Raw genomic sequence first — 20,265 nt, forward strand, 5'->3', positions numbered from 1 at the left:
GAAATAATGCGGGCTTCTGGAACGAAGGGGAGTCCAAGAAACGAAGCGGTTAAAGCGCTAAAAAAATCCATTCGACTGCGGCTTCCTGTGCTCAGCATCGCTCTATCTTCACGTTTTCGGATCCAACTTTCAGTATTCCTCTTTGGGACGCTTGCAAACTTCTCTCTATATAAGGTGTTTAACGTATAGGGATTGAATGAGAATAAGCACAAACTTAGTGTGAGTTCATACAGAGTCGGAAAATTTTATGTCGTTACTGGATCATCCACTACAGCTGATCATCATACTTTTTGCGCTATCCGTATTACCGCTGTTTGCGGTGATGGGCACATCTTTTTTGAAGCTTTCAGTTGTATTTTCTTTATTGCGCAATGCGTTGGGGATCCAGCAAATCCCTCCTAATATGGCGATATATGGGCTGGCACTGATTCTAACTATGTTTGTGATGGCGCCCATTGGTTTTCAAATTGAAGATAACTTTAAACAACATCCGGTGGATCTGACTTCAGATCATTTCTTTCAGCAGATCGATAGCGGCGCACTAGAGCCCTATCGAGAGTTCTTAACTAAGCATACCGATCGCAAACAAGTACGTTTTTTCAGTGAAGTTGGACACAGGTTATGGCCGAAATTTTACCAAAAAAAACTCAATGAGGGGTCGTTATTGGTGATGATTCCAGCGTTTACTGTCAGCCAATTAGTGGAAGCATTTAAAATTGGTTTACTGCTATTTTTGCCATTTGTTGCCATCGACCTGATTGTATCCAATGTGTTGCTTGCGATGGGTATGATGATGGTGTCTCCAATGACCATCTCATTGCCATTTAAACTTCTTATTTTCGTTCTTATGGGGGGCTGGGAAAAGCTACTCACTCAGTTAATGCTGTCGTACTCATGAGCCAAGGAATAATTATCCACCTCACTTCGGAGTTACTTTGGCTAATTTTGCTTTTGTCTTTACCTGTGGTCGTTGTCGCGTCTGTTGTAGGTGTCCTGATCAGTTTGATTCAGGCCCTTACTCAGGTTCAAGATCAAACCGTTCAGTTTCTAATTAAACTTATTGCGGTGAGCGTCACTCTGGTGATCAGTTATCATTGGATGGGAGGAACTCTTTTGAATTATGCGAATATGGCCTTTGATCAAATTAGTCATATGGGGGTGCAATGAATGAGTTGATGATATGGATTTCCACGTTAGCGATATGTACGTTGCGCCCGCTGGGGGTAATGCTACTTTTACCGTTGTTTTCACAGAAGTCTTTAGGTGGGATATTAATTCGTAACGCTTTAGTGATCCTTATTGCGCTACCACTACTGCCTGTGTACAAAGATCTACCCATGTTAACCAGTCCGAAAATGATACCATTTATTGAACTGATGCTACGTGAAATATTTATTGGTTTGTGCATTGGATTTTCTGCGGCTATTCCATTTTGGGCGATCGACATCGCTGGATTTGTAATCGATACGATGCGTGGGGCATCAATGTCTACTGTTTACAATCCACTACTCGGCACACAGGCTTCAGTCTTCGGCATATTGTTTAGCCAAGTGTTGACGGTATTATTTCTTGTTACTGGCGGTTTTAACAAGCTATTGAATGGAATATACGGGTCTTACAATAACTTACCAATCGGGAAGAATATTGAGCTTAGTAAAGGTTTTTTTATCTTCTTAAGCCATGAGTGGCATCTTATGTTTGATTTGGCCATCAGCTTTGCGCTGCCTGCTATGGTGATTATGTTGATGGTGGATTTGGCGTTAGGTTTGATTAATCGATCAGCTCAGCAACTCAACGTGTTTTTCCTTTCAATGCCAATAAAATCCGCCATGGCTATTTTGCTGATTTTATTAAGCTTAAACTTTTCCTTTGGCCATTTTTTACAGCGTATGAATTTATTTGAACATCAGGTTCAAAATTTGATCTTGAAAATGCGAGGTGGGGTCGATGGCTGAGAAAACTGAAAAGCCCACCCAGAAAAAAATAAAAGATGCTAGGAAAAAGGGGCAAGTTGCTAAAAGTACCGAAGTGACAACAGGCGTACAGTTAGCCGCTATTTTGCTCTTTTTCTACTTCCAAGGTACCGCATTAATGGTGGGAATGCAGGATATTATTACAGTGACACTTAACTCACTCAATCAACCGCTTGAACGAGCGTTTGGCAATATTCTTAGTGTGTTTTTTGGATTTGGACTACATTTTGGGGTAGAGCTGGCCTTAATGCTGATATTTATCACCTTATTTACAATCATTGCACAAGTAGGACCTCTATTCGCTCCCGAAGCTATTCAGCCAAAAGGTGAGAAAATAAACCCAATGAGCAATTTTAAGAATATCTTTTCGATGAAAAGTTTGTTCGAGTTGTTAAAGTCTTGTCTGAAGGTATGTTTGTTATCCATAATTTTTGCTTATATTTTAAATAAATACAGTAGTTCACTGCAATTTTTACCTCTGTGCGGACTAAGTTGTGGGCTGTCTGTAACCACTACCTTATGCCGTTGGTTGTGGGGCTGCCTTATTGGCTTTTATATAGTTTTTGGTGCGCTCGATTTTGCGTTTCAAAAACACACTATGATGAAGCAACTTAAAATGTCAAAAGAGGATATTAAACAAGAGCATAAAGACTCAGAAGGTAACCCAGAAATCAAGCAGAAGCGTAAAGAAACGCACAAAGAAATTCAAAGTGGTAGTCTGGCTGACAATGTAAAAAAATCATCTGTTATGGTCCGAAACCCAACACATTTAGCCGTTTGCCTATATTACCAAGAAGGGGAGACACCTCTCCCTAAAGTACTCGATAAAGGCAAAGGAGAAATGGCACTGCATATGAGCAAGCTGGCCGAAAAGTTCAATGTACCGGTTGTAGAAAATGTGCCATTAGCTAGGGCTTTAATGTCAGGAGTAGAAGCTAATCATTATATTCCGGAGCATCTATTCGAACCTGTTGCTGAGTTGCTTCGAATGGTGAGTGGTCTTGACTACGATAGTGATGATTAAACTACCTATACATTTTGGCTACTTAGAGAAACTTAGCCATTAAAATTACGTCGGAATAACTCCCATCTTGCATTTTTTTGGCGTTCTTACGTGTGCCTTCATGTACGAAACCAAATTTTTCGTAGCAGTTAATAGCCCCCTCGTTGGATGCAAGAACTTCTAGTTCAAGTTTTTCAATGCCTCTTGTTTTAGCTCGTGTAAGGATCGCTGAAATAAGATTCGATGCAATACCTCGACCTCTATGCTCTTTAATTACAAAAACTGCCATCACACCAATATGAGGTGCTCCTTCGAACTGACGAGAGTATATGTCACAAGATCCGATTAGAGTGTTTCTCTCCATAACAACCAAATGCAGTAGGTTTTGACTAAGGTTTCGTTCGCACCACTTCTGAACCAAATCTAGTTTTGGAGTCTCAGTATTAATATAGTAAATACCTTCGTTAACTATTGAATAAAATGAATAATAAAAACTCATTATATGAGATCTAGAGAAGGGGATGATGTTTATCATAATAAAATTTAATTTGTCTACAAGCTCTAGTATGACGAGGAAGTATCGTTAGAACAAGTCAATCATACTTCCATGAAAAGTCCATTGTAGATTCCTGATAGTGAATGATAAAAATCATAATTTATCTGAAAAGTATGAATATGAAAGTTGGATATTTTAAAGGAGAAGGTCTTTTATGTAAGACCAGGCCAATAAAACTAATTATAGTTAAACTATTTCACCCCAATAGGAAAGAACGCATGACTGAGTCGGTAACTAGTTTAAATGCTGCACGACAATTGACTATGGAACAAGTCAATGCTCTAAAAGAGAATGGACAGGGGACAATAAGAATAAATATAAGTGGCAAAATAGATAGAGTAAAAGAATATACAGTTACTGTTAATGATGATGACACTGTTTCTGTTCAGCGTCACTTTAATGACAATAAAAAGGGTAAGGCTTTAAAGTTTTTTAATCAAATTTCAAGAAGTTATGAAAATAGGAACGGGCCAGTTCCAAGGTGGGCAGATCAAATAGAGACTGCACTTAATACTAAGATAAATTGCGAAAAAACTAGAAACGAATTAAAAGAAAATTGTAATGAGTTACACGATAGGGTGAGTACTCTGAACCTTTTAGGAAAAAGTGGAAAAGGTATCGTTAAGGGCATGTTTGGACAAACAAACCTACCGCTTATAAAAGAATTACAAACGCAGCAAAATGCATTGATCGATAGAGTTTATGCTCTAAGTGATAGAATTGATAGTACTTCGGACGAGGAAGTTGTGGGTTTTGATAAAGGCGCATTAGCTAAAATCAAACAAGATATAGAGCGACTGGAGAGTTTAATAGGTCTTTCAAGTAAATCTGCCACTGGATTTAAACTTTTTGCCCTATCCGCATTTGACAGAGAGGTTGACTACAATCGTGCTCAAGAGACTCTTGGTTCTCGTTTCAGGCATATGACAGAGGAGTTGACTAAGTGTGCGAGTAATTTATCCGAGTTGAGTAATGATCAAGTAGAGGATTTGAACAGCAGAATAGCAAGTCAAAATGATCTCAGTGCGTTGTTATTATCGAAATGTGACACTATTGGAACCGGTGAGACGTATTTGCAAGTTGCCAACCGACTACTCAATAGCAAGATGAGAAATGATATACATCTACATTCAATGTGTGAGAAAGAAGGCAAAGAATTCATGAAGGCTGTTCATAAATTAGATGCAGTAGTTCGTGATACGAAGGCTACATGTGAACAGTTTAAAGATGCATTTGAAGGAGCAAACCGCGCTGAAGAATTGTTTGTGAACGCTATTCAACATAAATCTATATTAAACCGGATATATGAAGTGGAAGCGCAAGTTTATCGTGGAGATCGCAAGCCTGGATTTGATGATTACCGCCAAAACATCCAAGCAGCAAGTTCAGGCTGTGAATTGCCTTTCAAGAAGCACTATTACGAAAAGCAAACACAAGTAATGATTAACTCTGTAATAAATGATGTGGAAATGTGCAAGACCAATCGTCTAAGCTCCGTGCAACTTCAAGAGGTAAGAGAGAGGGTTGATAATCTTGAAGACATGTTGAAAGAATCAAATAGTAAGAAAAGGAATAAATATGCTGGCCGTAACCGACACCATCCAGCGACAATAGAGAACCCACTTCACAAAGCCAGGAAGGAACTTGACGAGAAGTTAGATAGAAAAATAGATGAAATAAACGAATTAACAGATCAGACTAAGGCAACTCTATCAGATGCTATTCATAAAGCCGTGAAACGAGGTGAGATAATAGATACCGTGAAGGAGAAGTCAGCTCTTCTTAAGGATACTTCTAAAGTATTTGACGAAACCGCATCGAAGCTAGAAAAGCAAAACAAAATTGATTCTTTATTTTTTGGGATACCTAAATTCTTCAGGTGATATCTAGGAAAGAGGAAATATGATTAACGATCTAAGAGATAAATGGTTAGCTAGCTTGAAGCCGACTCTAGGAATTAATAGACTTTGTTTTTCATCTGCTGGAGTTTGCTATATTAACTTTTCATCTTCAGTGTCGGTTAAATTAGAAAAGTTACCTAACAATGATGGGGTGTTTTTTTCTGGTTGTATTGATGCTTCGAATTTATCATCAAGCATGATGAAGGAGATGCTAATTGACAATTTCAAGAGTATTAATCCTTTGCTCCCAATATTATCGTTGGAAAGGGATGGAAGTATACTAGAAGCTCACTGTGCAGTACCCAATAGCTTGTTAGAGCATGGAGAAGAGGTTCTGGAGCAACTCGTAGCATGTATCGAGTATTGGAAGTTGGAGTTAGATAAAAATATCAGTAAAACTAATACATAGCCCATTAATAAATTAAGTAATGAATTATAGAATGGATTGCGCCGTTTATATAATGTAAGCGGCTTATTGATTGTTTTATATTTCACAAATCTTAAGATGAAAAACATTATATTTTTCTAGTGATATAGGAAAGGATTATGCACGACCATAGAGATGATTGGCTGCTAGAACTCGGCAAGTCAATCGGAATGCCAAAACTGAAATTCGATAAAGAAAGGTTTTGTAATATTAATTTAGATGAAGATATATTCCTATCAATATTTAAACAGAATAATAATACTGATCTGGGTTTAATGGGAGGGTTCCATGTTTCAGAACTGCAAGAATATGTTTTGAAAAAGATGCTTTTGAATAATAGAAAAAGTAGAGAGCAAGATCGCCCAGTGCTCTCACTCTCTGAGGATGGGAGCTTTATAGGAGTGCACTTAAATATGAATTACTCTCAACTACATATGAATGAACCTAGAATTGATAGGATTGTAACGGAGATTGAATATTGGAAATCAAAATTATCTAATTTTAAAAACTCAAACTCAAACTCAAACTCAAACTCAAACCTAGATAATTTCCATCATGGGTTAAGGTTTGTATAATATTCATTTCCTTTTGATTTTCAATACGATCTAATACATATTTACTACCATTCGCCACAATTGATGTTATTTGAAAGATTATTGTTATTTATATTGATAACCTAGTTGTGTAGCTTAGTCAATCTGGAGGTATTAAATGACTACATCAACATCAACATCAACATCAACATCAATCGACAAGTCAATGGCAGATCTAACACGGCAGCACAATGAATTGGAAAAACTCATTAATGACTTTGAGTTATTACGTGTCGAAGTGCAATCATTGGAGTCAAAAGCGAAACATAGCTCAGCCTTTTCGGAGAAACTTATGCAAGTTCACAAAGTCTTGGAAAACCAAGTTGGTCCTAATGGAGAAGTGGTAAAGGCTGCGTTTTCCGACATTAAGAAACAGTCTTTGAAATTGCAACAGGACTTTGAGTTTTCTAATGAGGGTAGAGAGTCATCATCGAATGATAAAGGCAATAAAAAGTGTAAGCTGAGTCAGCTTGTTTAATAATTTAACTTTTAATTTTAGCGACTGAGTATAAAGCGAGTAAGCCTTATGAATAATGTTAATAATAATGGCGTGAAAGGGGTTTCCAATATATCAAATGGAGACATTTCTACGTTGGATATCAGTTCAATGTCTATCGATAATATTTTGCAGTATGTTGTATTAACTCTAATGCAAACTAGGGATAATGCTGCTAAGTCGATTCAAGGACTGATGGCCTCTGTTCAAGCCAACAATAAGAATGCAAGTGATATACAAAATAAAGCCTCGAAAGTTCAGGGGCTAATTCCATCCAAAGACACAGATACTGTAAGCAAGACTTCCATTAATACGACCATTAATGAGTGTGGAAACCTTGGAGTTAAACTAAACGGGAAGACGCCACAAGCTTGGTTAAATAGTAAATCAGACCCACTTAAAAAGTCTGATTTAGTTGAGTTGAATGGATACTTGAACCAAGCTGCTTCAGACGCAAACCAAGTTGGCCAAAACCAGCAAACCATGTTGTCTCAAAATGTACAAAACTTGGGAAATATTCAGAAGAATATCTCGGCGGTACTTAGTAAGCTGATTGATATTCTAAAAGATATTATTAACATTATTCGGTAACGTTGACATGAACGAACTTGATTACGCATCGCGTATTGAATTTATGAATCGTGGAGGCTCACTTAAGATATTGTGTGAACTTGATGAATCTGCATTAGATTCTGTCTATAACTACGCATTTCATTTATTTGAAAGTGAGCAGATAGAAGAAGCGCATCGTTTGTTTTATTTTCTTGCGAACATGGATCAGTGGAACTTCGATTATCTTTTGGCACTAGGTATATGCTATCAAAAAATGGGGGAGCATGAACAAGCTATATATTGCTTCAGCCGTTCTGGTCAGAAAGAAATTTCAGATCCTAGATCGTCTTATTATGCAGGTTTAAGTTATCAGTGCCTAGGAAATAAAGAGTACTCGAGGAAGGCATTTAATGCATCGGTTCGATGGTGTAGTGATAAACCTGAATATCAAGATTTAAAAGTAAAAATCTCAGGTGCTCTTGCACGAACTATGTTGGAGGTTTAGTATGACTCAAAATATAAATACAAGTAATGATTTGAGACGGGTTTTTATTGATCAAAATTCCTCACCATTGAATTATAAAAGTAATAATGAGATGGGAGGTATAAAACTCAAACCGAGTGCTTGGGTCAATGGACGTTCTGAAATTTTAGACAGAAACACGTTAGGAATACAATTACCGGAGCCAAAAGAAAGAAAAAAAACTTCTCAGGAACAGGCAGATAAAGCACTAGGCTTGATTTTGCAAAGTCTACTTATACCGCCAGGTAAACTCCCTCAAGGATCCACTTCTGATAAGTTATCTGGTTTGTCGATAGACTCTTTGACATTATATATTTCCCTTATTGTAACGGATGGTCTTAATTCTCGAGCCAAGGATATTTTAAAAGCGCTTGATGCATTGCATGATACTCAAAAGAGAGAAAGCTCAACAAAATTGCAAGATCAAATTGACGCTATTAATAAAAATATTGAGGCATCCCATCAATCGCAGAAGCATAATATATTTACCACAGTGATGGATTGGGTGGTTGCTGCTGCAGAAGTAACGATGGGGACACTAAAAATAGTTGGGGGAGTGCTAGCGGGTAACCCTCTAGAAATTGCAGGAGGAACCGCCGAGTTATCTGCCGGTGTTCTTGGAATGGTGAAAGCGTCTTTAGAAACGGCAGCATTATGTGAAGATGATCCTGAAAAAGCTGAAAAACTTAGAGATATTGCTGAAAAAATTGGTTACGCGCAAATGGCGTTAGAGGTCGTAGCTGCTGTTCTGGATATAACGGAAACAGCGCGAGCGATGCAAGCCGCTTCAAAAGCTGCAAGAGCTGGAGAAATGGCCGCTAATGCAACTAATGCAGGAACGAAAATTGCTGCTGCTGTTGCTGCAGAATCTGCCGGGGAGATAACGAAAGCTGAATTGCACGTTATTTTGGAGCAAATAGCAAAGGAGCTTGCTCGTGAAATGGCGGAGGAAGCCGTAAAGAATGTCTCAAAAAATGTCGCAGAAGATCAGGCTAAAGAGCTGACTAAGCAAGCTGCTAAACAAGCTGTAGAGAAGTCGGCAGAAACAGCTTCAAGAAAGCTTGCCAAAGAGGGTTTGGAAGTTGGTTCCGATGCTCTTAATGAGGCAATAGTCAAATCGTTGAAATCTTCACTTAAGAAAGAAATATTCCAAGGAATTAATCGAATTAATATGTCGGTTTTCAACCGTGTTATGGCGGCAACTAAAGACGTTACTATTGGAGCGCAGTCAATTGCAGACTTTGCAATGAATCGAAAAATGGCCCAGCTACGTAAAGAAATTAAAGATTTGCTTGCGGATCAACAAATGGCAAATGCATTTCTTGAAGTTCTGAATCAGCTTATGGACAAGCAAAGAACTCGTGTAAAAGAAACATTGAAAATGGTAGCAGACTCACAAAGCACTACCCAAAGCAATATTCAACAGCTATCAAGTGCAAACGGCATGATGGCTGGCATGATGGCAAAAGTTTAACTCTATAAGGAAGGGTATTATGCAAAACTCAATTATTCACACTAACAATGTTCCAGGGGCGAAGCCGAACGCCATTGGCGCTTCTGCTGATTTGAATGTTGGTGTCAGCCACCAAAAAAACATTAGTAACTTAATTGATAACTTATCTTCACTTGCTGCGTTAGTTAATAAAGCGTTACAAATGATTCGCGAGTCTATTCAGGAATGGCGTGACACCTTAAGTAATTCTCAGGCAAAGGGGATGATGCTAATGCTTAACCAAGCTGTATCCAATAACAAGATGCAGAAAGGTGCAAACCAGAAAGAGTGCGATGCCGCTTACAGAGAATCATGGGCAGATTTGGCGAAAGGTGTCGCCTCTGTAACTGGCGGTTTTGTTGGTGCTGGAGCGGCTTTCCGAGCGACAGACGCAGCGAAAGGCGTAGCTGATGTTTCTTCTCAAATCCTTACTGGGGCTGCTGAAATAAATAAGTTTTTTGCAATACGAGACGCAGCGTCAATGACTAGAGATGCGAAAGACAAAAGTGCAGATGTACAGCTACAAAATAAAATCTTGGAAACGTGGGAAAAGCAAATTTCTCAGGTAGCACAGCGTGCGGGGGAGATGAGCAGCCAGCTTGGTTCTGTAAACGACCAGCTCCGCCAAAGTGTTAGTCAACTATATGTTCCAATTTCACAGTAACGCGTGATATTTATGGGGTGGGTGGCCACCCTTAGGAGACGGCATGATTACCAGCAATGATCCACTTAGTAACCTTCTAAAAAAAAGAGGTTATAGTCCTACACCACACCGATATTACGGAAGTGATTTTATCAGTGGTATGCAAGTGCAGATTAACGACTTAGATTTGATTTATAGTGTTGAAGGTGACGTGTTAATTATTAGTCAGATTAGATCTATCGATCAGTCCGCTGGGCTTGCAGGTGCAGTGCTCAACTTTTTTAAGCTAATTCGTTCACTTGAAAAAATGGACACTGGAATTTTGATGGTTAAAGGAATGGTTTTGGATTATCTAGGAGGTATTGAAGACATTCAGAAACTAAAACGTCTTCAAGACGCATATATTAGTCACGGTGCTTATTATCAACAAGAGGGTAATCTAACGTGGATAATATACAATTTAGGAAAATGAATCCTTTGGATTAGGTAAATAAAAATCATAAAATGGTCGGAAATGTAATAGATATTACTTTTGTTTTTCATAAAATAACTCTTATGAATTAACTTTTATATTAATGGGTATGCTATGGGAAACACGGAGACATTCAATCAATTGATACAACAGGTTTTTGATTTTTATGGATTTACCTATGCTCCTTCGGATGTTTACCATGTAAAACTTGATTCGCCACAAGTTAACACTATGCTCGTGGCTTTTTTTTCCATTGACGATAAGTACGCTGCTTTGGTTTCAGAGCTTAGAGTACCTTTTGTACCCAACACAATGTCAGAATGGTTGTTGCAAAGAAATAGTTATAAACAACAGATTGACGCAACTTATTGTCTAATAAAAGATGATGTTAGCAATTCCATAATCATGGCCCAAACTAAATTCAGCTATCAAAACCTTGAGCTTCCTGAAGTATTGAGTTTGTATGAAACATTTACTCGCGAAATTATCACCTGTAATGGTGAGCTTCAAGCAATTAACGAAGGTCGCTAAATATGAAAAACAACATACTAAATGGAAGTATAGACGTGCCAGTTTTGGCAGGTAACGTAAATGATGAGTTTGAGATTTTTAGTCAATATGACCGAGACAAGGAACTTGTCGTTAAATACATCGCTGAGATTAACTGTGGACTGGACATAAGAGAACGAGCTGATCCAATAAAAATAGTGATGTCACTACCGAGCCTCGATGGAAGTGATTCTGGGTTAAAAGGTACCAAAGAGATAGTTCATCAATATGCTCTATCGATTCGTTCAGATTGTTCGGATGAACGGGCTAGTAAAGCGTTACTCGAAGAGAGTGTTAAACAAGCTATTCGGATAGCGAATGATGCTGAACATGGCCTGGGAAAGATTCAAGGTGGTGATATAGGGGAGAAGTCAATCTCTAATGACTTCGCTAGTGCTCCCTATGAACGGCCAAACCATTACAAAGTAGATTCTATACAGGTAGCCGAAAAAAACGAAGTTTTTACCCGAGGTATTACTAATAAAGATGCGAAAAATGTACGAGGGATAAATGTCCACAGTCATTTTTTGGGGAACCCAATACTACGTAAGGTGCAGGTAGAAGGGAGAGAAGAAATTACTTTTGCTAGGATGTCCGCTTTGTCATCCGGTCAAGGAGGCTTGTTTGCTAGAGGGGTGGATAAAATCCAACATGTTCATAGTGCTGAGGAGAAGGCTCTTCGCGTAGGTCACCTAGATATTAGATTGCTTGACCCCAAAAAAGAGCGTTCTCTCTACCAAACGCATAAAGAGGAAATAGTGACAGCGAACCGCTTGTCTGAACGTGAAGCGGATAGGGAGATAACAACTTGTACACTACCAGTTAACTCAAATGACATGACCAAACCGGAGATGGTTGGTCGGGGTCTTGAGCTCGCATTCAGCAGACACCCTATTCTGATGAGTACGTTGGGAGTAATCGGTGGATTAATCGCGGTGGCGGGCTTTATTGTTTCCATACCTGCCATATTTATATACCTCAACAACAAACAAAATAAATTTAAGGATGAATGGAACGAAGCTAGGCAAGGAATAGATGAAACGCTCAATGACCTTCAACAACGTATTTATGACCTAGAGGATCGTGAAGGGGCAATCCAGTTACTTGCTAGAGCTAGAGAGGTTTATGACAACATATACGATGGGGAAGGCGATACAGCGACAAAAGCAGCTTACGGTTTAGATGGTATGATGCTTGGTGTGCTGATGTTGAAATTAGCTCACGCAGTAGATATGACAGCGAGTTTCGGTTGTAAAAGTAATAAAGATAGGGCCACGATGCTAGATGAGGTGATTCAGGCACAAGAGATAAAATGGGCGAAAAGTTGCGATGATGTTGGCAGCGTAACTCAGAATAGCTTGCTTAATTTCAGTAGCCTCTCAGACCAGGAAATTTTTCGCAGTGTCATTTCACAGTCAGACACTCGCCATACAGGTGAACGTAATACAGGCCGACCGGGAAATATGTATTTCTACCGTGGTATTAAAAAGGACCTAGGTGAGCAATATAAGCCATTTGTAGATAAATCGTTAAAAAACCATTCGTAAATTTTATTCTAGCTAGGTGTTTGAGTCTGTAATCATTGATTAAATATGTTAACGGAAATGGATTTTTAAGAGTTTTTTGTCGACATTGTTGATATTGTTTTGTCGTTAGGTCTTAGAAAAATGACCATAATTAAAATCGTGAAGAGAGGCTCGATATGCAAAATGTGTCAAACAATAGTAACCAAGTAGTAAAAACATACGTATCATCAGGCGACGATGTATCTACATTGGATATGAACTCTATGTCAATTGATAATGTACTACAGTATGTCATTCTTACGTTAATGGATACGCGAGATAATGCGGCTAAATCAATACAAGGTTTGATGACGTCGGTCAGTGCTAACAACAACACTGCTGCAGATATTCAGGTTCAGGCTTCGGTGGTCCAAGGCTTTAAAGGTGGCGCATCAGGAGGTGATATAGTTAAGTCGCCAACATGGATAGTGAATAGAGCTGAAAACACTATAACATTGGATAATGGTTACAGTATTACCTTTGATAAAGGTGCACATACAAACGAGAGCCAGTGGCAAATTCACACTCCACAAGGGAAAGTTGTTACGATTTGGGGAGATCCTCATATTGAAAAAGAAAATCAGGACAATATTGCTGAAGAGACTGAGTTCTTCAAGAATTCTACGTTTGTACTTGGCGATGATACTAAGATTAGCGCTAATTTAGAGCAAATCGGAACAACTGGTCATTACTTGACATCAGGGTTAACGATTACCAGCGGTAACCAGTGTATCAAAGTGCAAGGTGTTAATCATGGACATAGCACTAATCCCACAAATCAAACATTAAAAATGAGCAATGTAACACTTGATGGTATTGATCAAGACGCTAATACTGTAGATGGTGATATCTATAAGGTGGGGGCCGAGGGTTCAGTCACTAAATTTGTTGCTAACCAGTCCTATGTCCCAAAATCTGAAGTGCAACCTATAATCGATAAAGTGAAAAATCTAAACGTTAAGTTAAATGGTGAAGACCCTCAAGAATGGTTAGATAGTAAAGGTCAATATCTTAAGAAATCAGATATTATTGAGTTAAATGGATATTTGAATCAAGCAGCATCTAATGCAAACCAAGTCGGTCAAAATCAACAGACCATGTTGTCACAAAATGTACAAAACCTGGGTAATATTCAGAAAAATATATCTGCAATTCTAAGTAAGTTAATCGATACTCTGAAAGATATTATCGGTATAATTAGATAATTTTAAGGGCTCGATAGTGCTGAAATATCTATTATTTAGCTGCGTTCGATTAACAATCATCTGTACCTTTCTAAGTTATTTTAAAGCTACCGAAGCCCTAAGTTGACTTATATATTACTCGTTTAAGGTGTTATTCTATAAATCTACCGTTACAGCGGGTAAATAGTATCCTCCTCATTAGTTGTTTCTATTTCTTTAACTTTTAATATTATAGAAATCGCTCACAACTCCAATTCTTCAATCTTGTTCCCACTGTATAATCTTCAGTGTAACCCTTGTATTTCTATATAGCCATCGTTAACGTGAAACCTTGGTCTTCCTTCAGTTTTCCTATAAACAATGCTCTTTTGTGAATAAGGAAAAACAGCATTGGACCTGGCATGCATTGGAACCAAAATTTAGATGTATCGCTTCTCACGTATCTAGAAAACTAAACAGACAATTTTTATGCAGTTACAACGTTTACTGCATCCTTTTTAACAACTCTTTCTGCAGCGATGGATTTTATTCCTATGTTTCTAACCTTCCTGTAAAGGTATATTGTGGGAAACGTTACACGCAGAGAATAGAGCGAGCTAATTTCACGCTGCAAACTCGCTTTAAGCGATTGGCGAAATAAAATATGGGACTTCTCTAGCCAGAATCCGTGTACGATAAGATGAATGGTACTTTTATTGCGCCATTGAACCAGCTAATTGGAGTAGTGATCCCATCATTCTCTCAGGTTTACAATGCAACTACTTATTAATCAAGGTGTTATTAGGTGCTGTTTTAAATAACCATTAAATGGAAGAGGCTGTATCTGACTACTATTTTAGTCCTAATTCAATATGGTGGTAGTATCATAGCATTATCGTTATTATATATAACAATTAGTTAGGTACATCATCTATAGATGTTGGGCAATGAACGTTTAGAGGGTATTTTATTTTGAGTGATAGTTTGCGATAAAAAATAAGTTTGGTAACATGATTTAGTGTGATTAATGACAAAAATTCTTTGTTTTTCCTTGACCAATGGTATAATTGACGGTAATTTTACATAACTTATACTTTTGTAAGTTAGATGTTTTTCACTAAAGATACTGCTGGGAAATAACGAATCCTGCTTATAATATGTGTGCTTGTAGGAATTGATTATTATGAATATTTGTCAGAATAAAAAGACTAAATTACTTGTGGTGGATGACCACGCTCTTATTTCTGATGGTATACGCAACTTACTTTCGCCTTTTACTGGTGTTAGTGTTGTCGGACAGGTTGAAAATGGTTTAGATGTTTATTCAAAATGCCAATCCCTTTCCCCGGACGTTATACTCATGGACCTTAACTTACCAGGCATGCGTGGAGTAGACGTGATTAAACGAGTAACGAAGCGTTGGCCGAATATGATCGTTTTATGTATATCGGCGACATCGGAAGAATATAAGGTTAAAGAAGCACTAGAAGCCGGAGCGAAAGGCTATGTCCTGAAAAAAAGCAACCAACAAACCTTGTTAAGTGCTATTGAATCGGTAATAAAAAATAAGGAATTTATTGATCCATCTTTAGATACTGATTTACTTTATTCCTCTTCGTTAAATGAAAAAAGCTTTCTACCTAGTCTTACTCCTAGAGAAACTCAGATTATGAAACTGATTAGTGAAGGATTGAAAAATAGAGAAATATCAGAAGCCTTGGTTATCAGCTTAAAAACAGTTGAAACACATAGATTAAACCTGATGCGAAAATTGGGTGCACATAATATTGCTGACGTAGTTCATTGGGCGCGTAGAATGGGCCTTTAACTTAGTTAATCTAGCATAGAAAATGGTCATGACTCCAGTTCGTTGAGATATAACGCAATATCATACTTTGAGAATGGTCATGACCATCATTTTCCCCCTCTGCTCTTACCCTTTCTTTTGCAGGTGAATTTCGTATACATCAACTAATTTTCTGAATATTTTGAAGGAAAAATGGACCCCGAACAGCCCAAAAAATCACGTATTCACTCTTCAATATCTTCTTTGTTACACTTTGTGTGAGCATTACTAGAGCGCAGTTTCGTCTTTACGTTCATAGCTATATGTGATTGGTCTTGTTGTGGGAGGCAGCTTGAATCTACTCCTATCGAAGACAAGTTTTTGCACATCATCTGCGTATTTTCCCTAACAAATTTGGCAACATTTTATTCCCTGAATGGTCGCTTCATATAAGTAAGTTAGATGATAGCTTATCAAGGTGGCTGTGGGGGCTTGTAAAGACCATTGAGCAGAAAACCTAGCTATACTTTCGTCAACTATCGGTGAATATGCTTCGTAAAGATAAAAGTAAGTTCAGCGTGGTAAGTAAACAGAAGGTATGCTGGGTGAAAGCAGACTCTCTTGAACAGAACTTGTACACAGGGTTGGTGGTTAATAGTATTCATGTAGTCGCGTTGGATAAACCACAAATAATATGAGAGATAATATTAAAGCATGAAGGTATCTTGGAAGTCCTCTTTCGTTACTCGGTTAACTATACGCTTAATGGTCATGATCGCCTTCTTATGGATCGTGACCCAATTTATAGCAATATACAGTTATTACAATGTCTATGGATTTAAATGGAAGCAAATCGAGCTCTACAATTCTAAGCTTGCTACCCTAGAAGCGGCAAAAGAAAGCATAGGTCTTGAGAATGGCGAAATTGATGTCAATCACCTTGGTGATTTGTGGATAGAATTACGACTTAATGAGGATTTCGATTTGCCTAGCATTGAGAATTGTCGTTATAAGGTGTTAGGAAAAAAACGAGTAGATTCCGATATTAACTTTTATCAAACTAGTGCCCAAGCAATACAAATGATTGGTACATCGTCCCCTAATGCATATTCGAATGGTTTTGTTTACAATAAAGGTAAGTGGGTAATAATGTATTCTCCTCGATTTTGTGATTCTTATGATGGGACCGAGACTAGTAACTTAAATGAACGTATTGAAAATCTTTATAGTACTCAGAAAAATTCTCGGGGGTTTATATGGGGAAAGCCTTATTACGACGAAAAGTCCAAGTCATGGTCTGTTATGGTAGGGAGAAAGATGTTAGATCGACATGGAAGGCATTTATTAATTGGATATTCTATTTATTTGAAAAATTTCCCACACCAAGGACTGTCATCGACTAATAGGTCTTTCAATGTAATTATTGATGAAGAAGGGAAACTGCTGTCACTTCCAAAACCTAGCTTTAATCAATCTTCACTTGATAAGTTGCTGTATGGAAGGAGTATAGCGGATCGAAGTTATTGGCGAACAAAGGACAGTTTGATCGCGATAGCGAGCTATTATGGACCTACGTGGTATTTAGTTCGGATTGCACCAGAATCCGAAGTGACTTCAATAGAAATTAATCACTTTATTTCTTATATTCCCTATGGAATTGGCTTGTTGGTCGCCTTAGCCTGTATTCTGTTGATGACGCTTCACTATGGGCTTGCAAAACCACTCCGAGAGTTTATCCGTATTATTAGTTCAACCAACGCCCGGGACTTTAAGTATCGTTTACCCTATGAGCGCCAAGATGAATTGGGGATGATTGCTAAAGCATACAATAGGCTGTTGTCCACCATTGAGTTCAATTATCAAAATCTTGAGGCTAAGGTAGCGTTAAGAACACAAGAACTTAAGAGCGCTCGTATTGCAGCTGAACAGGAAAATGAACTCAAGAGTATGCATCTCGCTATGATCAGCCATGAAGTGAGGACGCCTCTTAATGGAATCATAGGGGCTCTGGATTTAATAGAGGCTAATCCAGTGAATCACAATCCAAACCTTGTCCATACTGCAAAACGCTGTTCTCACTCGTTACTTGAAATGATTAACAACTTGCTTGATTTTAGAAGTATCGAGCAAGGTCAAATGAAGGTAACCGAAAGTCAAACGAAACTACTATCGTTGATTGACATGGCTGTATTGATGATACAGCCAAGGCTGCAGGAGAAAGATGTCCAATTTTCAGTATTGGTTCGGGAGGAAGTACCTCACAGTTTGAAGTTGGATTCGCTGCAAGTTAGGCAAATTTTGATTAACTTGTTGGCCAACGCGCTTAAGTTTACTGATAAAGGTTCTATCCAATTAGACGTTCATCAAGAAGACGATCAACTCAAATTCAAGCTTCGGGATACTGGCATTGGTATCTCTAAAGAGATTCTCCCGCATATTTTTGAACCCTATATTCGGGAACACCTAGAGCGTGTTGGAACGGGGTTAGGTCTACCAATTTCACGCTCTCTAGCCCTACTTATGTGTGGCGATATTACCGTAACGAGCCAAGTGAACCAAGGCTCAGAGTTTATCTTGACGCTACCTGTAAAAGGTGCAACTTACGGGGAAAAACTTGAAGGCACAGTGGGAGCTCCGGCACACCTTCGTGAGCAGTTGGAAATTTGGGGGTTAACATTTGAACAAAGTGATGAAGAAGACTGCCCTCTTTCTTCTTTGGATTACGTATATTTACCCAATATGCTACGTAAACGCGTTGAACAAATCTTGGAAGGGGTAGAAGGCCTTGATAGTCACTTTCAGAACATACCAATTCAACCATGGTCACTGAAAATTCTTTTGGTTGACGACGTAGAAAATAATCGTGAAATCATAGGACAAATGTTGGAGTCGATAGGCAACAGTGTCACAACGGTGTCTAACGGGCAAGATGCTTTAGATAAAGGTAGAAAGTATATTTATGATTTGGTACTGATGGACATTCGAATGCGGGGCATGGACGGTGTCGAGACTTTAAGCCATTGGAGGAAAGAAGAGACAGGGATTCTTGATCCTGATTGCCCCGTTATTGCACTAACCGCTGATACTAAACCAGAAGAGCAGGCTCGTATCTCTCAATCAGGTTTTTTTGATTGTGTAACTAAGCCCGTTAGCTTAATGAAACTAACCCAAACTATTTCACAAGTCATCGACTTTCAACAAGTTAGATTTATTGATTTGATTCCAAATGAAAAGCTTAATCAACCGCTGCTCAATCAACCTGAATTGCGAGAAAAAGCAAAGAGTCAACTGATTGGGTTTATTTCTGATCTCAGGATCGCGATTGAAGCGATGGATTGGAAAGAGTGTGAGCATGTACTCCATTCTTTTAAGGGCTGCGCAGGACAGAGTGGGTATCGTGATCTCTATCAGCAAGCGGAAGAATTTGATAAGTATTTAAATATTGAAGGGGAGTTAAGAAGCGATCAAGTAAATACATTGGAAAGCTTAGTGAAAGATAGTTAATGATTTTTATTCAGGCCTGTAAATAATGCCGTGTAACTGTCGAGGTTACTTATCAATTACCGCAACTTGTTGATGCAGTTCGAAGAAGAACTAAAAGTGGAGTCGCGTAATAGTAAGTAATATTTCGTCATTGAGCCCGCCTAGTTTTGTGCGATAGGCTCACACTCCTGCTGCTGGATCTGCTACATTGCTCATTAGCAGCTTTTAGTATGGATTGGCAGAAGGATAGATAAACATGGAACTAGGCGGTAATACAGTACTGATTACAGGCGGGGCCAGAGGAATTGGTCTTGAGCTCGCTAAGCAGTTTTTAGCAAAGGGGAATAAAGTCATTATCACAGGGCGTGACCAGAAAAACCTTGAGAAAGCGCAAGACCAGCTCAATGGTGTCGTGGCCATCCAAAGTGATGTTGGTAACCCAGATGACATTCGTGAATTATATCTTAAAATCGAGCAAGATCATCCCGACCTGAATATCTTGATCAACAATGCAGGAATCATGAAAAAGGTAAACCTGCAAGAGCACCAGCATTCACCTGAGGCTTTGACGCAAGAAATTGACATCAATGTAAAAGGGCCAATATGGATGACGGATATGTTTTTGCCACTTTTGAAAAAGCAAAAGAAGTCTGCGGTGGTTAACGTCAGCTCTGCCCTTGCATTTGTACCTCTTCCTATTAGCCCAGTGTATTGCGCCACTAAGTCTGCATTACACTCATACACTTTGTCACTCCGTGAGCAAATGCGGAATACACAGGTGTCTGTGTTTGAGCTGGCTCCTCCTGCGACAGAGACCGATATATTGGGCGAATTTAGTGAGGATGACATGGAGGGCACGACAGCTATGACTACACCGGACATGGTTGCTATCTTTATGGCGGGCTTTGCTAAAGATAATTATGAAATTTGTCCTGGGCAGTCGAACCAGCTTAGGTTTATGGGTCGATTTTTCCCTAAGTTTATTTTGAAACAATTGAGCAAAAATTTGGCGGCAATGCACTCAGCGATGGGGCGTTAATTTCCGTATCAGCCTATGATAGTTTGAGTAGAAATGAACTGAGACTGAG

Annotated in this window: 21 protein-coding genes; 20 read left to right on the forward strand and 1 reads right to left on the reverse strand. The window is 38.6% G+C overall.

The window, feature by feature from the left end; translation table 11 throughout:
* Positions 1 to 247: 247 nt before the first annotated feature.
* The 4 genes from sctR to L4C34_RS03000 are packed head-to-tail and all read left to right on the forward strand — an operon-like array spanning position 248 to position 2,997.
* On the forward strand, positions 248 to 898 hold the full coding sequence (sctR, locus tag L4C34_RS02985) for a type III secretion system export apparatus subunit SctR (RefSeq protein WP_428787866.1): 651 nt from the start codon (positions 248 to 250) through the stop codon (positions 896 to 898).
* Positions 895 to 1,167, forward strand: a complete 273-nt coding sequence (sctS, locus tag L4C34_RS02990; RefSeq protein ID WP_428787867.1) for a type III secretion system export apparatus subunit SctS — start codon at positions 895 to 897, stop codon at positions 1,165 to 1,167. The genes sctR and sctS overlap by 4 nt, the downstream gene beginning before the upstream one ends.
* Positions 1,164 to 1,955, forward strand: coding sequence for a type III secretion system export apparatus subunit SctT (sctT, locus tag L4C34_RS02995; RefSeq protein WP_428787868.1), 792 nt, complete (start codon positions 1,164 to 1,166; stop codon positions 1,953 to 1,955). The genes sctS and sctT overlap by 4 nt, the downstream gene beginning before the upstream one ends.
* Positions 1,948 to 2,997, forward strand: a complete 1,050-nt coding sequence (locus L4C34_RS03000) for an EscU/YscU/HrcU family type III secretion system export apparatus switch protein (RefSeq protein WP_428787869.1) — start codon at positions 1,948 to 1,950, stop codon at positions 2,995 to 2,997. Before sctT ends, L4C34_RS03000 begins: the two co-directional genes overlap by 8 nt.
* Positions 2,998 to 3,019: 22 nt before the next feature.
* On the opposite strand, the gene L4C34_RS03005 is transcribed toward L4C34_RS03000, so the two are convergent.
* The gene (locus tag L4C34_RS03005; RefSeq protein WP_428787870.1) at positions 3,020 to 3,511 is read right to left on the reverse strand and encodes a GNAT family N-acetyltransferase; all 492 of its coding nucleotides are present in this window, start codon (positions 3,509 to 3,511) and stop codon (positions 3,020 to 3,022) included.
* A 239-nt stretch (positions 3,512 to 3,750) separates the two neighbouring features.
* On the opposite strand from L4C34_RS03005, the gene L4C34_RS03010 reads away from it, so the two are divergent.
* The 16 genes from L4C34_RS03010 (at position 3,751) to L4C34_RS03085 (ending at position 20,216) form a co-directional block, all read left to right on the forward strand.
* Positions 3,751 to 5,415 carry an SNARE domain-containing protein gene (locus L4C34_RS03010; protein ID WP_428787871.1) on the forward strand — a complete coding sequence of 555 codons (1,665 nt, stop codon included), beginning with the start codon at positions 3,751 to 3,753 and terminating at the stop codon, positions 5,413 to 5,415.
* A gap of 19 nt (positions 5,416 to 5,434) precedes the next feature.
* Positions 5,435 to 5,842, forward strand: coding sequence for a hypothetical protein (locus L4C34_RS03015; protein ID WP_428787872.1), 408 nt, complete (start codon positions 5,435 to 5,437; stop codon positions 5,840 to 5,842).
* A 137-nt stretch (positions 5,843 to 5,979) separates the two neighbouring features.
* The gene (locus L4C34_RS03020; protein ID WP_428787873.1) at positions 5,980 to 6,435 is read left to right on the forward strand and encodes a CesT family type III secretion system chaperone; all 456 of its coding nucleotides are present in this window, start codon (positions 5,980 to 5,982) and stop codon (positions 6,433 to 6,435) included.
* A 136-nt stretch (positions 6,436 to 6,571) separates the two neighbouring features.
* The gene (locus L4C34_RS03025) at positions 6,572 to 6,931 is read left to right on the forward strand and encodes a hypothetical protein (protein ID WP_428787874.1); all 360 of its coding nucleotides are present in this window, start codon (positions 6,572 to 6,574) and stop codon (positions 6,929 to 6,931) included.
* Between the two features lie 48 nt (positions 6,932 to 6,979).
* Positions 6,980 to 7,540 carry a hypothetical protein gene (locus L4C34_RS03030; RefSeq protein WP_428787875.1) on the forward strand — a complete coding sequence of 187 codons (561 nt, stop codon included), beginning with the start codon at positions 6,980 to 6,982 and terminating at the stop codon, positions 7,538 to 7,540.
* Positions 7,541 to 7,547: 7 nt separating this feature from the next.
* Positions 7,548 to 8,006 carry a SycD/LcrH family type III secretion system chaperone gene (locus tag L4C34_RS03035; RefSeq protein ID WP_428787876.1) on the forward strand — a complete coding sequence of 153 codons (459 nt, stop codon included), beginning with the start codon at positions 7,548 to 7,550 and terminating at the stop codon, positions 8,004 to 8,006.
* Between the two features lies 1 nt (position 8,007).
* Positions 8,008 to 9,498: a type III secretion system translocon subunit SseC family protein gene (gene sctE, locus L4C34_RS03040; RefSeq protein ID WP_428787877.1), complete on the forward strand. Its 1,491-nt coding sequence runs from the start codon at positions 8,008 to 8,010 to the stop codon at positions 9,496 to 9,498.
* 19 nt (positions 9,499 to 9,517) lie between these two features.
* The gene (locus L4C34_RS03045) at positions 9,518 to 10,180 is read left to right on the forward strand and encodes a hypothetical protein (RefSeq protein ID WP_428787878.1); all 663 of its coding nucleotides are present in this window, start codon (positions 9,518 to 9,520) and stop codon (positions 10,178 to 10,180) included.
* Positions 10,181 to 10,223: 43 nt separating this feature from the next.
* Positions 10,224 to 10,631, forward strand: a complete 408-nt coding sequence (locus L4C34_RS03050) for a hypothetical protein (protein WP_428787879.1) — start codon at positions 10,224 to 10,226, stop codon at positions 10,629 to 10,631.
* A gap of 114 nt (positions 10,632 to 10,745) precedes the next feature.
* Positions 10,746 to 11,162, forward strand: a complete 417-nt coding sequence (locus L4C34_RS03055) for a hypothetical protein (RefSeq protein ID WP_428787880.1) — start codon at positions 10,746 to 10,748, stop codon at positions 11,160 to 11,162.
* Between the two features lie 2 nt (positions 11,163 to 11,164).
* Positions 11,165 to 12,727, forward strand: coding sequence for an inositol phosphate phosphatase SopB (locus L4C34_RS03060; protein ID WP_428787881.1), 1,563 nt, complete (start codon positions 11,165 to 11,167; stop codon positions 12,725 to 12,727).
* 155 nt (positions 12,728 to 12,882) lie between these two features.
* Complete coding sequence (locus tag L4C34_RS03065) at positions 12,883 to 13,950, forward strand: DUF1521 domain-containing protein (protein WP_428787882.1); 1,068 nt, start codon at positions 12,883 to 12,885, stop codon at positions 13,948 to 13,950.
* 349 nt (positions 13,951 to 14,299) lie between these two features.
* Positions 14,300 to 14,569, forward strand: coding sequence for an IS1 family transposase (locus L4C34_RS03070; protein ID WP_428787883.1), 270 nt, complete (start codon positions 14,300 to 14,302; stop codon positions 14,567 to 14,569).
* A gap of 522 nt (positions 14,570 to 15,091) precedes the next feature.
* The gene (locus tag L4C34_RS03075) at positions 15,092 to 15,736 is read left to right on the forward strand and encodes a two component system response regulator (RefSeq protein WP_428787884.1); all 645 of its coding nucleotides are present in this window, start codon (positions 15,092 to 15,094) and stop codon (positions 15,734 to 15,736) included.
* Between the two features lie 1,275 nt (positions 15,737 to 17,011).
* Positions 17,012 to 19,198, forward strand: a complete 2,187-nt coding sequence (locus tag L4C34_RS03080; RefSeq protein WP_428787885.1) for an ATP-binding protein — start codon at positions 17,012 to 17,014, stop codon at positions 19,196 to 19,198.
* Positions 19,199 to 19,433: 235 nt separating this feature from the next.
* On the forward strand, positions 19,434 to 20,216 hold the full coding sequence (locus L4C34_RS03085) for an SDR family oxidoreductase (RefSeq protein ID WP_428787886.1): 783 nt from the start codon (positions 19,434 to 19,436) through the stop codon (positions 20,214 to 20,216).
* The last annotated feature ends 49 nt before the right edge of the window (positions 20,217 to 20,265 follow it).

It is taken from the genome of Vibrio profundum (genome assembly GCF_050337555.1).
GTDB classification, from domain to species: domain Bacteria; phylum Pseudomonadota; class Gammaproteobacteria; order Enterobacterales; family Vibrionaceae; genus Vibrio; species Vibrio profundum.

Excerpts from the sequence above, each read along its gene's own strand:
- L4C34_RS03000 (WP_428787869.1), top strand. The coding sequence starts at position 1,948 with ATGGCTGAGAAAACTGAAAAGCCCACCCAGAAAAAAATAAAAGATGCT.
- L4C34_RS03010 (WP_428787871.1), top strand. The coding sequence starts at position 3,751 with ATGACTGAGTCGGTAACTAGTTTAAATGCTGCACGACAATTGACTATG.
- L4C34_RS03085 (WP_428787886.1), top strand. The coding sequence starts at position 19,434 with ATGGAACTAGGCGGTAATACAGTACTGATTACAGGCGGGGCCAGAGGA.
- L4C34_RS03045 (WP_428787878.1), top strand. The coding sequence starts at position 9,518 with ATGCAAAACTCAATTATTCACACTAACAATGTTCCAGGGGCGAAGCCG.
- sctE (WP_428787877.1), top strand. The coding sequence starts at position 8,008 with ATGACTCAAAATATAAATACAAGTAATGATTTGAGACGGGTTTTTATT.
- L4C34_RS03065 (WP_428787882.1), top strand. The coding sequence starts at position 12,883 with ATGCAAAATGTGTCAAACAATAGTAACCAAGTAGTAAAAACATACGTA.
- L4C34_RS03055 (WP_428787880.1), top strand. The coding sequence starts at position 10,746 with ATGGGAAACACGGAGACATTCAATCAATTGATACAACAGGTTTTTGAT.
- L4C34_RS03025 (WP_428787874.1), top strand. The coding sequence starts at position 6,572 with ATGACTACATCAACATCAACATCAACATCAACATCAATCGACAAGTCA.
- L4C34_RS03030 (WP_428787875.1), top strand. The coding sequence starts at position 6,980 with ATGAATAATGTTAATAATAATGGCGTGAAAGGGGTTTCCAATATATCA.
- L4C34_RS03050 (WP_428787879.1), top strand. The coding sequence starts at position 10,224 with ATGATTACCAGCAATGATCCACTTAGTAACCTTCTAAAAAAAAGAGGT.
- L4C34_RS03080 (WP_428787885.1), top strand. The coding sequence starts at position 17,012 with ATGTTAGATCGACATGGAAGGCATTTATTAATTGGATATTCTATTTAT.
- L4C34_RS03005 (WP_428787870.1), bottom strand. The coding sequence starts at position 3,511 with ATGATAAACATCATCCCCTTCTCTAGATCTCATATAATGAGTTTTTAT.
- L4C34_RS03035 (WP_428787876.1), top strand. The coding sequence starts at position 7,548 with ATGAACGAACTTGATTACGCATCGCGTATTGAATTTATGAATCGTGGA.
- sctT (WP_428787868.1), top strand. The coding sequence starts at position 1,164 with ATGAATGAGTTGATGATATGGATTTCCACGTTAGCGATATGTACGTTG.
- L4C34_RS03015 (WP_428787872.1), top strand. The coding sequence starts at position 5,435 with ATGATTAACGATCTAAGAGATAAATGGTTAGCTAGCTTGAAGCCGACT.
- L4C34_RS03060 (WP_428787881.1), top strand. The coding sequence starts at position 11,165 with ATGAAAAACAACATACTAAATGGAAGTATAGACGTGCCAGTTTTGGCA.
- L4C34_RS03020 (WP_428787873.1), top strand. The coding sequence starts at position 5,980 with ATGCACGACCATAGAGATGATTGGCTGCTAGAACTCGGCAAGTCAATC.
- sctS (WP_428787867.1), top strand. The coding sequence starts at position 895 with ATGAGCCAAGGAATAATTATCCACCTCACTTCGGAGTTACTTTGGCTA.
- sctR (WP_428787866.1), top strand. The coding sequence starts at position 248 with ATGTCGTTACTGGATCATCCACTACAGCTGATCATCATACTTTTTGCG.
- L4C34_RS03075 (WP_428787884.1), top strand. The coding sequence starts at position 15,092 with ATGAATATTTGTCAGAATAAAAAGACTAAATTACTTGTGGTGGATGAC.